The sequence below is a fragment of the Gillisia sp. JM1 genome (genome assembly GCF_000424645.1).
In the GTDB taxonomy this organism is placed as follows: domain Bacteria; phylum Bacteroidota; class Bacteroidia; order Flavobacteriales; family Flavobacteriaceae; genus Gillisia.
Window position 1 is genome coordinate 688133 of the sequence record NZ_KE384219.1, and the last position, 13809, is coordinate 701941.

A 13809-nucleotide genomic window follows, 5' to 3' on the forward strand; every position below is an offset into this window, starting at 1 on the left:
ATAGTAATAATATCTAAAGACACTATTTAGTTTGAGTATTGACTTGCAAATTATTCTCAAAACTTTTTTCAGAATTAATTAATTTCATCGCCCATTTTTCACTTTTATTCCAACATTTATTCATTTTTCGAATATAAGAAAACGGATTTTTAACTGATTGCTTATTATAATATTTTAAATAGAGGGATGTCTTAAATCCAGTTATTTGCTCTTTAGTATAATATCTAAGTGCGAAAGCCATTAAAGTTGGTGAAGGTTTTGGCAAGGGTCGCTTCTGTTCCCAGGCTAAAATAGGTTTTTCTCGGAATCCACCCATTGGGGCTTTTAAGTGCTTAATTTCAGTTTCGGGATGGTAAATGATATCACAACCGATATTTCGTAATTGCATCCCAAAATCGGCATCTTCACCATAGCCGTGTTCAAAGATCTTGGAAAAAGAACATTTTTTCGCAAACGTGCTTTCAACTATACTGGTTCCAGAACCAAAGCTTCCCCACTGCTTAACCTTATTAAAAATGGTTTGTTCTCCATCTTGTTTACAATTCATATTAATTGAATTTGCACCCAAAATTCTTATTCCTTTTATTGCTTTTTTTAATAGATCAGATTCTAAACGAATATCATCATCAGCCAGAAAGACCCAATCAGAATCTACTTCTTTCAAAGCTATATTTCGCGCATTACAAGCTCCGGTTTGATGAATAAAATGGTGTGTGATTTTAAAAGGCCAAGTTTTAGAATACAGTTCCGGCAATTCAGAAATGGAATTTACATCCGGATTCTGTTCAACCACAATGACCTTTTTTGGAAGATGACTTTGAAGCTTCAGATCTTCCAAAACCTGAATCAGATATTCAGCCCTACCCATTGTAGGGATCACCACGTCAATGAAATTTGAAGCTTTAGGTGCTTTTTTAGATTGAATTTTAACTGCCGACAGATCTATGTTTTGCAAAAAAAACTTTTCTTTTGAGAATGCATGTATAAAGGCCATGAGAGGAAATTTGTTCTCATATTTCCAATAACACCAGAACAAAACCGAAAGCCAGATTGTATTGTAATATTGATATACAAAGGAAAATAACTGATTTGAATTCGCTGTGGCCTCGGGATTTTTATCTAAAATCCTGCTTACCAAATCTGGAGCAGAATAGCAGAATAATCCGTTTTGTTGTCCAATTTTTCCGATTGAATTCAACAAAAAATCAAAGTTATTTATTTCTTCAAAAAGGGATTTAAATTTTAGAAGTGTTTCCCCTTTTATTCCGCCTACATCGCTGCTCATTTGCCAGGTTGCATACAAAACTTTTCTGTTCACATTTATGAATGGCAACTGGTCTATATAGCCGATACTATCCGGAAGGAATGTATTTTCAACAGCATAGGAAGCCATTATCAGATCCTGATGAAATATCTGGGACCATTGCTCGATATTTAAATCATCTACAAATTCCTCCTCACACCAAGCAATAATTTCATCTGGAAATTTTTCGGCCAGTTCCCAAAAAGCTTCAGTACAATTGGCGCTTGAAATTTCCAGTTGAGCTTCTCCCTTCAACACCTTTACTACTTGCTGGGTTTTCTGATGAATTAGGATTATCATTGAATAGTTTTGGTTTTAAACAAATGTAATTTATTCATTAATAATGAACACTCTTATAAACAAGTCATTTCGAAATGAGTCTGTCATTTCGATCCCGATTTTTGGATCGGGAGAAGCAATCTGGCGATTGAGAAATCCAATAATTTCACCTCTCACTCTTCACTCTTCACTCATAAACGTCTTCCCAACTCAAAAACTCCCATTGCTTTAAATTATTTTTCAAGGATTTTCCAATAATTTCTTCAAATCTTAAAGCCTCCATCCCAAAACCTTTAGGTTTCTTAGCTTCCAGATCTTCAAATTTAATTATATGTCCTGCTTTCAAATCTTTATTCACCGCAAGTGACTTTTCAAAAATATTCTTTAACTCGGTAAATTTGGAATTATCGCTCTTATCTACCGGATTCTTTAAAGCAATTTCTATATTCCTTACTGCTTTCAACAATTGAGTTATCTCTTCCATTTCCAGGGAAGAGCTTGCATCGGGACCTAAACTGTCCCGACTAAAAATAGCGTGAAATTCCAAAATCTCTGCTCCCAGTAAGGCAGCGGCAATACAGGTTTCTATTTTAGCAGAATGATCTGAATATCCTACCGGAACTCCATATCGTTCATTTAATTCCCCAATCACATTTAATCCGTAATTCTCCGGCTGCGTGGGATAAGCAGTAGTGCATTGCAGAATTGATATATCTACTTTTCTTTTCTTTAAAAAGTCCACAGTATGGCCAAGCTCCTCAAACGAACTCATTCCCGAAGAAAGAATAACCGGTTTTCCGGTGCGTGCAACTTTTTCCAACAACAAAAAATTATTCACCTCCCCCGAGCCAATTTTATAGCGCTTCACTCCCACCTCTTCCAAAAGATCTACAGCCCTATTGCTAAATGGCGAAGCCAAAAATTCCACTCCCGCTTCATCACAGTGCTTTTTTAAGTCTTTCCATTGTTGCAAAGTGAATTCCATCCGCTTCCAGTAATCGAAACGCGTTTTATCCTGTGTTGTCAATTTTATCCTAAAAGGCTCGTGAATACTGCTCTCAGCCTCGGCTATATGCACCTGGAATTTCACCGCATCTACTCCAGTTTTTGACAAGGCTTCAATATAGTCATGTGCCAATTCCATGCTGCCTTCATGCGCCTGAGCTATTTCTGCTATTATATACATATCATCTACTTTTAAGTCATTGCGAGACGAAGTCGCGGCAATCTCATTTATCGCGAAGCGAAGCTTTGTAAATCCACTCATTGAGATGCGTAGCCGCGGAAATCTACTAAGGCACCACTTCATAACAATGTCACTTAGTTACATCTCCTCCCAAATATCTCCCCGGATATTGATATTTTATTTTGGTAAAAAGTTTTTCCTTAAACCACCAAAGCGATTGTTTCATAGTAGAATTAATGAAGATGATCTTTACCCCCCCTTGCCAATTCTCAGCAGAAAAAGGACTATATTCCCTATTCCTCTTCAAACTGATGCAATGCACATATCTATTATCTGGAAAAAGTTCCTGGAGCAAATCCAGCTGCAGCATTCTGTCTCCCTCTATGACTAGTATCCCATTTTTAGAAATCAAACCTTTAATTGCCTGAAGGTTTTGATCTTTCCCATCTATTATAATCAGATCGTATTCCTTATTGACCGGTATATCGCTTAAATCTGAATATATTTTCAACTGCCTATAATCTTCTTTTAAATTTTCAGCTAAGGCCTTTAAACAAAAGTCGTTGGCTTCGGTACCGGCATAATTAAGATCAGGTTTGTTCCTGTTAACTGCTAATAAAGTCCCGGATATACTTCCTATTCCCAATCCAACTTCCAGAATTTTTTTTGTTCGGAATTTATCCAGCAAGCCATTAATTTTCTCAATCGCATATTCACTTGCTATATGCTGACTCCCTTCTGCCTCACAAAAAGATTGGTATAAATTAGATAGCTGTTCGTTTCTATTCATTTAAACACCCGTTTATGTTTTCTGTCCCCACCCATTTACTTCATCACTTAATCACTTCACTGATGATTGTCTTAAATTATATATAGACTGATTTCTCCATTCCTTATATTCAGCTATTTGATAATTATATTTTTCAAAAATATCTTCCAATTCTTTTTTGGAATAATCACTTAGCCATCCACTCCTCAAACGATCGGCATTTGACACATCGCTACAGGCATAAGAAAGAACTACATTATCAATAGAATCACTCAACTGTCGAAAAACTTTATCCACATCGTAAACATATTCAAAAACCCCGCTAAAAACAGCTGTATCATAAGGATCTAAGGTGAATTCAATCCTACTATTTAAATCACATTCTAACATTTCCTCTGATCTTTTATAAATATCTGAAGGTGTATAGCTACAATCTGGCGGGATATGATTTTTTAAGGCCATATTACCTGCTCCAAATTCAATAATATTTGCTCCCTTTGTAATCATTGAAGCTAAAATTGCTGTTCGCTGATTCCAATCTACAAATAATTCCTCCGTGTTTTTCCAGCGTTCATAATCAGATATCTTAACTTTTCTCAATTCTAAGGTATTCTCTGCCTGTTTTTTATATTTTCGATCTTCCTTAAACGCTCTTATTATGTTCAAGGTAATATTCTGAATTCGTTTTAAAATGTTCTTCATCAAACCTTATAATTGAACTTTAAAGATAATGGATTTTAGGTCATTTGAGATTTCGTAAGAATAATTGGAATTTCTGAAATTGAAAATTATCATCTTTAAAATAATATCATTTACTTCTTTTAGGGAACAATAGGTTTGTGATTGTTTGCCTAAGAGCCTTTTTGCTTTGTGCTTTATGGAATTATAATACGGATCCTCAATGGCCTTCACTTCTACAATTTCATTTTTAATATCCTGCAATTCCTCATTAAAAAAGTGTTCAACCTGCGCCAGGATATTAATTAACTGAACTTTTTTAGTAGGTCTTTCCAATAATTCACTTTTAGTTTTTTCGATTATTTCACCCCAAAATTCCTGCTTTTTTGGACTTGTGGTCATTTCCTTTTGATGGTAGAAGTAATGTTGTTGATTTATTCTCAATGCATTAGTAAGCCTTGGGATTACACTTAGCTTTTTATAGTCCGATTTTTGGTAGGACTTATGCCAGTTATGATAAAAATAAATATCGTTTACCAAATTAGATTTATAGCCTGCATTTTCTAAACGGGTATACAAATCGACATCTTCGGAACCATAAAAATGAAAAAATTCATCATAGCCTTTAATATAAAAAAAAGCTTCCTTTGTCGTCAGGATCATTCCATTAATTTCTCCGTAACGCTCCGGCTTTAAATTTTCAAATTTAAATTCGTTGTTAAGTTTAGAAGATTCCTTCTTATTTAAATATCCCATTTTAAAAAGACAAAAATCTTTAGGAGAAGCACGGCTCATAAGAACTTCAACAGCATCTGGACTGAACACTATATCAACATCTGCTATAAAAATATAAGGATAACTTGCTTTTTTTATAGCGAAATTTAATGCCCTACTTTTATTCCATAATTGCTGCCTGACTTCAAGAGAATGATATGTCACAAATTTGTATGTGCGGAGTAATTTTTCGAGGCTACCAGAAATTTCAGTTTCACTCCCATAATTTACAAATATTACCTCAAACGCCTTGTTATTCTGACTTTCAAGCGAATCCATGGCGATTTTAATCCGGCTAATTTCCCGATTGCGGTAAGCAAAAATTATGCTGATTTTTTCCATATTTACTGAGTGACTTCTTTTTCCACGAGACTATATCTTTCAAGAACTTCCTGTCTTACAAATTCCCTTTCCAACTTGGGTTTAATATGTTTAAAGTTATATTCAACGGCTTGCGCTAAAAATATCCTGTCATTAGTTGCTTTTAAGATCAAACTTCTAATTTCATTAACATCTAAAGGATCTTGGATCAATAATCCGTTTTTTTGATGATCTATCAATTCGGACGTTGCACCACCCGGGTTGGATTGAATAGGGAAAGCTCCCATAATTATAGCTTCAAGCATAGTATTGGGCATCCCATCAGAAATACTGTTTCCGATGTAAACTAAAGATTTTCCCATAATTTTCATTAATTCTCCCCGTCCTATATCTTCATAAAAAGTGAAATTAGAACAATTTAGTAAATCAGAAGAATCGAGGTATGACAGTGTTTCATTATCTGCACCGAAGACAATAATCTTATATTCTTTTAATTCTTCAATTATTGACTGAATTGCTTCCAAAACTACTATACATTCCCCAAAAAGCTTTTGGTAGCCTTTAATGAGGATTATTTTTCTGTCCTCAATTTCTTTAATAGAATCCTCATGATAGAATTCAAATCCTCCTCCTCCTGGGTGAACACCTAAAAATTTTCCTTTGAAACCATATTTTTCTGCTATTGAATAATCCCGAAAACAATCGGCAAACATATAATCAACTCTGGGAAGCACAGATTTAATATCTTTTAAATATTCTGGCTCATTCTGAAAATAGTACAGATCATTTCCCCACGCAGAATAAATCCACTTAATCCGGGGATTTTTATTCATAATACTCAATATTGGAGCACAGGCGGAAAATAAAACAAAACTTTGGACAATATCTGGTTTAATTTCCTTCAGTTTTTTTTCGAAAACCTCTGCCAATTTCCTTTCATTAATAGTACTTATAAAATTACTTAAAAAAGGCAGATGCCTTTTGATAGACTGCCTCCCTGGAAAATCCACCCTTCTACGCCAATTTATAGTTTGTTTAACCCATTGAATGTTTACAACCTCCGATCCATTGTCAAAAACATCTATCCAATGTACTTCATGCCCAGAATCTTTTAATTGGTTGGTCCAATTGAAAAAGTGATTAGCAAACATGGACACCATTAAAATTTTCATACTTTCAAGGTACTTATCACTTCTTTCAATTTATCGGATGAAAGATATTCCAACAGATCCGGTCTATTCAATTTAAACTTATCTTTTGAATTTTTCCATTCTAAATAGAGCTTACTCATTAATAAAGTTATGTTTTCTATATCATCAGCTTCAGCCCAGTATTTATAATTTTCACCTAACAATCTTTTAGTCTCACTTAAATTTGGTCCCAGCAAAAGAATTGGCTTATTTGCTAGTACACAATGTGGAAATTTTCCAGGAAGAAAAGGGCTTATTTCAGATTTAGCCTCAAGAATTACGTTTACTGCAGTTTTCATTTGCATCTTAAGTACCTTATTATATTCAGAATAAGGTTCAACTATAAAATTGGAAGATGGAATTCTTTTTAAATATTGCTGAAGTTGCGCAATATAAAGTTCATTATTTCCTATTAGAAGCAATTTAGAGTCTTGACTTGCTTCTGGGAATTTATTTAAAAATTGCTGAAAAGCCAAAATAAGGGGAATAGGGTTTCTAGGACCTAGAAGTGTGCCCGCATGAAGTAGATTAAATTTTTTCGGATCAAAATAATCTGGAATTGATACTCCTAAAGTTTCTTCTTTATCAAGTTGATGAGGTATAACAACGCCTGTTTTCAAAAAATTAGGATAATAACTTCCCATCCACTCCATTAAGAGTTGACTAGGGAAACCACTATAAGCAGCTTTTTCTGAAACATCTTGTACAAACTGCCATTTTTTTTGGTAACCAGATTCTACCCAAGCAAAAGGGCGAGGATAAAGGTGTGCCGGGTATGGGTCATGAATATATGCCAACCAACGAGAATGCCATTTCGGTATTTTCAATAATGCATGATGTGGCCTAAAACTACCTCCCTTACTAAGAGTAAATATAAGGTCTGGTTTAAAATTATCAATACTATTTAAAGAATGAACAATGCTATTTCTATCATTAAATAAAGTAAAAGAAAACCCGAAAACTTTTTCTAGATGTTTATTCAAGTTTATTTTGAAAAAATACCTGAAATATCTTTCCAATCGACTGAGAAAAAAAAGAAGACTTCTTCTATTTTCGTTAATAGCAACACATTCAATACCCTCAAGATGAATTGCTTTTCTTGTATAATGATATACCCTTAAATCAAAACCTGCATTATTTAAGTTTTTTATCAAAGCTACATTAGCCTTAGAACCACTACTGTCTTCTACATCAATAGATTCTACAACAACTAAAATTTTTTTTAGCATTTTAATAAGGCTGGGGAGTTAAGTATAAGCTAAAATATAAATATTTTAATAGAAATATGTCTTGTTCATTTGGATTTCAGGTCTAGAATAGCATAAATTTCAACATATTGTAGATTAGTATCTATTAAAAAGTTAATCGCTTCCTCCTTAGCAATAAAATTTTTCATAATAAAGCTATTAGATACAGTAAAATTATATTTGTATCTATTTAAAGAAAGCTCATCTAAATATTTAATAATTTGGATAGATTCTTCACTAAACTCTGGTAAGTTAGCTTCAAAACTTATTATAGGGACTGTTGTTTTCAAGCCTTTTATTACTTCATATTCATAACCTTCAACATCAATTTTAATATATTTTGGAATCCCAAACTTGGTAATAAAATTTTCAATGATTTCAACATTTACCTGTTGATGTTTAACAGTATCAATAGTCGCTATATTTCTCGAAGTTGCTGTAATCTCAATATGTTTTTTATTTAATGAATTATAAGCCTCATTATTCTCAACTATATACAAATCCGATTTTGAAACGCTATTACCTAATGCGTAATTGAAAAGAATCACATTCGTATTTGCGAATTTTTTTTGTAAAAAAATAAATAGTTTCTCAGAAGGCTCAAAGGAAACAACCTTTCTTGCTAGCTTGGAAAATATTATACTTTTACTTCCAATATTTGCACCTACATCAAAAATTAAATTATTCCTGGAAGGATGCATTTTTAGAATTCTTTTATAAAAATTTGGTTCTACCTGTTGTTTTCTATAATTTTCGGGGTCTCGAAATTTTTTATAAATAGTACTCTGTGAAATAAACTTCCATAGCTGGGTTTTTTTTAAATAAAATTTGATCATTTTTTTTAGATAAATATATTTTTTCTTACCGTATGTCATGTTGTGCTCAATAAGGCACTCGTGAATAATAGTCACATTTCTGAGGCCTTGTGACGCAACATGGTACAATGACATATCGTAGAACTTATTATTATACTAAATTTGTCAAAGTTTAGACTATAGAACCCACATTTCGACTGGCTTTGCTAAAATATTATCATTTACAAAACTCCCATCAGTGCTTTAATAATTTTCCTTGATGCCTTCCCATCTCCGTAAGGATTAATTTTACCTCTAAAAGCTGGAGGGGTCACTAAAGCTTTTTTTGCTTCAAAAACTATTTTAAGCTTATTGGTTCCCACTAATACAGAAAAACCAGCTTCTATCCCTTCCATCCTTTCTGAAACCTCTCTAGTTACCAATAGCGGCTTTTTAAAGGTTGGAGCTTCTTCCTGAATTCCTCCGGAATCTGAAATAATAAGGCTGCATTGCTGCATTAGCCAAAGCATGGTAGAATAAGATACTGGGTCAATAAGGTGAATATTATTTATTTTTCCCAACAATTGTGTTACAGTTGTTATAACATTAGGGTTTAAATGGACTGGGAAGATTAATTCAACATCTTCATTCTGCGACAATTCTATTAGGGCTTCACATATATGTTTAAGACCTTCTCCAAAATTTTCCCTGCGGTGACCTGTAACAAGGATCAGTTTTTTTTTCGGATCAAGTAAGGCTTTTGTTTTTTGGATTTCTTCACTTAACTGCTCTGATTCCATTTTTGCAATTGCCCACTCTAAAGCATCAACTACTGTATTTCCAGTAACATAAATATGCCCTATGGGGATTTGTTCTTTTATTAAATTGGAATTTGCCTTAGAAGTTGGAGCAAAATGAAAATCGGCAATTCTTGCTGTAAGTTGCCTATTAACTTCTTCAGGAAAAGGAGCTAGTTTTTTATAAGTTCGTAAACCAGCTTCTACGTGACCAACTTTTATTCCTCTATGGAAAGCAGCAAGGGCTACCATTGCTGCACTTGTGGTATCTCCCTGCACCAAAACAATATTAGGTTCTTCCTTCTCCAAAATATGATCCATGTCTTTAAGAATATTTGAACTAAGCTGATTTAATGACTGATTTGACTGCATTAAATCCAAATCATAATCTGGCACTATTTCAAAGAAATCCAATACCTGATCAAGCATTTCCCTGTGTTGGGCAGTTACACAAACTTTATAGTCTAGTTTTTGTTTTTTGATTTCCTGAATTACAGGCGCCATTTTTATGGCTTCGGGTCGGGTACCAAAACAAAGTAGGATTTTCAAGATTTCTTTAATTTTGCTTTAAGATTGAATAATGGTTTTAAAACAGGATACAAAATAAACCCAAATAGATACTTATACTTTTTAAAAACACCAGCATTCGATTGTTCAAGCACTTCTTCTATTATCGAAATTTCTTTTAAGAAAAATCCTGTTCTAATAAAATACTGCAACAAAGTTGGGGATAATAATCCTTTTTTAGATAAATTATTTATAACCAATTTGATGGCTTTCAAATTTGAAGCTCTTCTTACAGGATCGTTATTATAGAATTCTCCTGTATTGGAGTTGGGATGCTTCCTGTTGTAATAAAGCACTTTATTTATTGAAATTCCTTTAATGCCAGTAGATAAAATTCTGGAATAACATTCCCACTCTTCCGCGTATAATAACTCCTCATTGAATTTATGTGCTTCAAAACATGTCTTTTTCCATAGTACAGTACAGGAAGCAAAGGGCAATTTGCCTGTAATTACATTTTCAAGTTGATCTATATCTACAGTCAAGGTTGAAAACATATTTTCCTCAATAAATTTTTCCGAATTCCATTCACCCAAAAAATGTTTTTTATTGTATCGGCAAAAAAACAAATCTTTAACAGCTAATAACTCAGTGCAAATTTTGAGATTGTCAGGATGCACAATATCATCATCATCGAAAAATATAACATATTCTCCTTCAGCTATTTCCAAGCCTTGATTGCGGCAGCCAGGAAGCCCTTTTTTATGATCTTCGTTTCGTTTGTAATAGTTAAATCGGGAATCTTTCAGCAAATATGGCTGCAGTATTTCATGAGTGTTATCTGAGCTCCCATCATCTATTATCAAGCATTCCCAATTTTTGAATGATTGATTTAGAATAGATTCAAGAGTTTCTTCTACTAAATGAGCCCTATTGTAAGTGGCCATTATAATTGAAACCTGTGGAGTGTTTTTCGGCATTTTTTTATCTTATCAAGGATTTAATAATCCTTAAAGGTTTTAAAATAGCATTTCCGACTTTATATTCAATCCTCTTTTTGTTTTTAATTTTTTCTCTCTCCTCTACTTTTAACCTTTCAAATAAATTCTCAACTAAAGCTTCAAAATTACCTTTATAAAGGTCAGGATGCTTTAAAATGATATACTTGAATTTATCGAGTTTAAAATCTTTAATTTGAGCAGTAGTAGAATTTGCTCTCACTTGATAGTTAAATAATACTTCAGGCAAAACTTTTGCAATTCCACCAGTTTTTAGAATATTTAAATATAACTCCCAGTCTTCGAAACCTAATATAGGCAAGTTTTCCTCATAGCCTCCACATGCTTGCCAGTCTGCTTTTTTGAACATTGCACTACCCAAAGCGGCATTAGAAAAAAGAAAATCCTCTAATTTACCCCCAGCAGGTGTAAACACATCAATTTCACCACTCTTTTTATTAAATCTTCTGGCCTTACAGGTTACTATCTTTACTTCTTCATTTTCTAAAAAAACTTGCATCGCCCGTTCACAAAATTCTGGCTCAAAAGAATCGTCACTGTCAAGATTTAAAATATAGGCACCCTTTGCTTTTTTTATTCCATTATTCCTTGCGATACTCTGACCTTGATTTTTTTGTGTTATAACAAGATCTATTAATTCCTTTACAGAATTAATAGCATCATCCGTTTGACTATTTGAGCCATCGTTTATAACAATTATCTCCTTGTTAGAATAGGTTTGGTTGTGAGCAGATTTTATTGCACCTACAACATCCAGGTCATTATAACAGGCAATAATTATCGATACTTTAGGAATCATTTCTTTTTATATTTTAAAAAAATCCGGTCGTAATCCTTGGCAACATTAATTGGGTAATACTTTGCTTGAACACCTCCTAAATATTCTCCAGAAAGGTGTAATTTAATACCTTTTTCCAAGGCTTTAGTTACGGAAGACATAGAATTAGGATTAAAAACAGGATAATTAAGTTCTTTTAATTGCTCTTCAATATTTCCTATTGCAGGACCCACAATCACTTTTCTAAATGTTAAACCCAAAAAGACAATTCCAGAATTTAATATATCCACCCGTGGCACCAAAACTATATCTGCAGCCGACATTCTTAGGGAGAGATCCTCAGCACTTAATGGATTATAGGTGAAAAGATATTTAGGTGAGGAGTGTTTTTGCCTGAATCTTTTAATAAAGAACTTTTGAACATCAAAACATTTTTTAAATCTTACTCTCCCTGGAAAATCCAATCTCAGCTCATTTCGCATGTTAGTAGAAATAAGAACCTTATTTTTATAACCTAGAGCATTAAAAGAATGTAAAACCATCTTGCGTTCTTTGAAATTTCTAATATTTCCTGGCGCAATAATTACCATGGCTTCGCTATTAATTCCAAGGATTTCTCTAGCCTCATTCTTATTGGAAATTTGAAAGCTATTTTCGAACAATGGATGACAAATAATCTCATGTTTTGCATTGGGATACTTATCCGAATAGATTTTTTTACTATATACCCCAAGATGTATAAACACATCTGTATTCTCTTCAATTATATTAAAGAGTTTAGTGAAATTAGGTGTAGGTCCTTTGGTACGTTCAAAATCATGTTTTGTGTAAACAATAATAGCCTCATTTTTCCAAATTTTTATTGTTTTCTTCAAACCTTCAATATCACTTTGCGTAGGCTCCTGCCAATCGAAAATTGCTTCAGGCCAATGTATATTTATTATTTTAAATGAAGAATCATAATTTTGATGCCTATCACATACTATTTCATTTATAGAGTGTGTTTTTATTTCTTCCAAATATGGATGAAATTCTTTTTTGTGAAAGGGCAAGAAAATCTTCAAATTATATTTATTCTATGGTGCAAGAGCAAATAAACTTATTATTTTAATAATCATTTTAATTTTTTGCATAAAATATATAAAATAGAGAAAGTATAATTAATTTAGAACAAATAAAATTGATGTTATTTTAAGAGTAATAGCCAGTTTAATATTAAAAATAGTTGATTTTCCATTAATAAATTTCCGAAAAAGAAAAGATGATCATTATAAAATTAAAGGGAGGACTTGGCAACCAAATGTTTCAATATGCAGTATCCAAAATTATCACACAAAAAAATAATACAAATTTATTAATAGACAACAGCTTTTTTGATGGAGAAGTCAAAAATACTGGACCCACTCCAAGAAATTTTGAACTTGCAATTTTTAATGAATCTTTTAAAAAAACCAGCAAGACAGATATTGACTATTTCTTTAAGCTTTCATTTATAAATAAATTTAAAAAGAAATTGGGATTTAATTACCCTAAGATTTACAGTGAAAATTCTTTTAAGCACAATGATTCTGTATATTTAATTAAAAACCCTGCATATTTAACTGGATATTTTCAAAGCTTTAAATATTTTTTAGGTCATGAAAATTTTATAAAAAATCTTTATTCATTTCCCTTTTCGAAATTAAATGATGATAATTTCAAATTATTGGAAAGGATTAAGAATTCAGAATCAGTCTCAATTCATATTAGAAGGGGCGATTATGTTAGTGACAATCTTACTCAGAAATTCCATGGTAATTGTTCTTTGAGCTATTACATGGATGCAATTTCCTTGATTGGATCTAAAGTATATATTTCCCAACTAGTCTTCTTCTCAGACGATATAGAATGGGTAAGGGAACAATTTAAAGAATTGTGTAATCCTAAATTATTTGTAGCTGACAATTCAGGAGATAATAGTTGGAAGGACATGTTATTAATGAGTTCCTGTAAACACAATATTATAGCAAACAGTTCTTTTAGTTGGTGGGGAGCATGGCTCAATAAAAACCCTAACAAAATAGTTATTGCTCCTAAAAAATGGTTTACAGATCCTAGTCAAAATGAAGACACTTGTGACCTAATTCCTTCGGAGTGGATCCGTATATAGAGTCTAATAAAAAATAAT

13 protein-coding genes are annotated in these 13809 nt (G+C 32.6%); 1 reads left to right on the forward strand and 12 read right to left on the reverse strand.

The features are described from left to right. Window positions 1-22: 22 nt before the first annotated feature. The 12 genes from H033_RS0117495 to H033_RS0117550 all read right to left on the reverse strand — a co-directional run bounded on the left by H033_RS0117495 (window position 23) and on the right by H033_RS0117550 (window position 12706). Window positions 23-1603: a glycosyltransferase family 2 protein gene (locus H033_RS0117495; RefSeq protein WP_026839455.1), complete on the reverse strand. Its 1581-nt coding sequence runs from the start codon at window positions 1601-1603 to the stop codon at window positions 23-25. A 166-nt stretch (window positions 1604-1769) separates the two neighbouring features. Further along, window positions 1770-2768, reverse strand: coding sequence for an N-acetylneuraminate synthase family protein (locus H033_RS0117500; RefSeq protein ID WP_026839456.1), 999 nt, complete (start codon window positions 2766-2768; stop codon window positions 1770-1772). 130 nt (window positions 2769-2898) lie between these two features. Further along, window positions 2899-3558 (reverse strand): hypothetical protein, encoded by a 660-nt coding sequence (locus H033_RS0117505; RefSeq protein ID WP_026839457.1) that lies wholly within the window; start codon window positions 3556-3558, stop codon window positions 2899-2901. Between the two features lie 51 nt (window positions 3559-3609). Further along, window positions 3610-4239 (reverse strand): methyltransferase domain-containing protein, encoded by a 630-nt coding sequence (locus H033_RS0117510; protein ID WP_026839458.1) that lies wholly within the window; start codon window positions 4237-4239, stop codon window positions 3610-3612. A gap of 6 nt (window positions 4240-4245) precedes the next feature. Further along, complete coding sequence (locus tag H033_RS0117515; RefSeq protein ID WP_026839459.1) at window positions 4246-5331, reverse strand: glycosyltransferase family 2 protein; 1086 nt, start codon at window positions 5329-5331, stop codon at window positions 4246-4248. 2 nt (window positions 5332-5333) lie between these two features. Then, window positions 5334-6482 carry a glycosyltransferase family 4 protein gene (locus tag H033_RS0117520; protein WP_026839460.1) on the reverse strand — a complete coding sequence of 383 codons (1149 nt, stop codon included), beginning with the start codon at window positions 6480-6482 and terminating at the stop codon, window positions 5334-5336. Next, a complete protein-coding gene (locus H033_RS0117525; RefSeq protein WP_026839461.1) occupies window positions 6479-7729 on the reverse strand; it encodes a UDP-glycosyltransferase in 1251 nt (416 codons plus the stop codon). Before H033_RS0117525 ends, H033_RS0117520 begins: the two co-directional genes overlap by 4 nt. A gap of 65 nt (window positions 7730-7794) precedes the next feature. After that, complete coding sequence (locus tag H033_RS0117530; protein WP_034886445.1) at window positions 7795-8583, reverse strand: FkbM family methyltransferase; 789 nt, start codon at window positions 8581-8583, stop codon at window positions 7795-7797. A gap of 200 nt (window positions 8584-8783) precedes the next feature. Next, entirely contained in the window at window positions 8784-9887 is a 1104-nt protein-coding gene (wecB, locus tag H033_RS0117535; protein WP_410503532.1) for a non-hydrolyzing UDP-N-acetylglucosamine 2-epimerase, read from the reverse strand. Continuing rightward, complete coding sequence (locus tag H033_RS0117540; protein ID WP_026839464.1) at window positions 9884-10825, reverse strand: glycosyltransferase family 2 protein; 942 nt, start codon at window positions 10823-10825, stop codon at window positions 9884-9886. Before H033_RS0117540 ends, wecB begins: the two co-directional genes overlap by 4 nt. Window positions 10826-10829: 4 nt before the next feature. After that, window positions 10830-11663, reverse strand: a complete 834-nt coding sequence (locus H033_RS0117545; protein WP_026839465.1) for a glycosyltransferase — start codon at window positions 11661-11663, stop codon at window positions 10830-10832. Further along, a complete protein-coding gene (locus H033_RS0117550) occupies window positions 11660-12706 on the reverse strand; it encodes a hypothetical protein (protein WP_026839466.1) in 1047 nt (348 codons plus the stop codon). The genes H033_RS0117545 and H033_RS0117550 overlap by 4 nt, the downstream gene beginning before the upstream one ends. 197 nt (window positions 12707-12903) lie before the next feature. Between H033_RS0117550 and H033_RS0117555 the strand changes: the two genes are divergently transcribed. Beyond that, window positions 12904-13791 (forward strand): alpha-1,2-fucosyltransferase, encoded by an 888-nt coding sequence (locus H033_RS0117555; RefSeq protein ID WP_034886446.1) that lies wholly within the window; start codon window positions 12904-12906, stop codon window positions 13789-13791. Window positions 13792-13809: the final 18 nt, after the last annotated feature.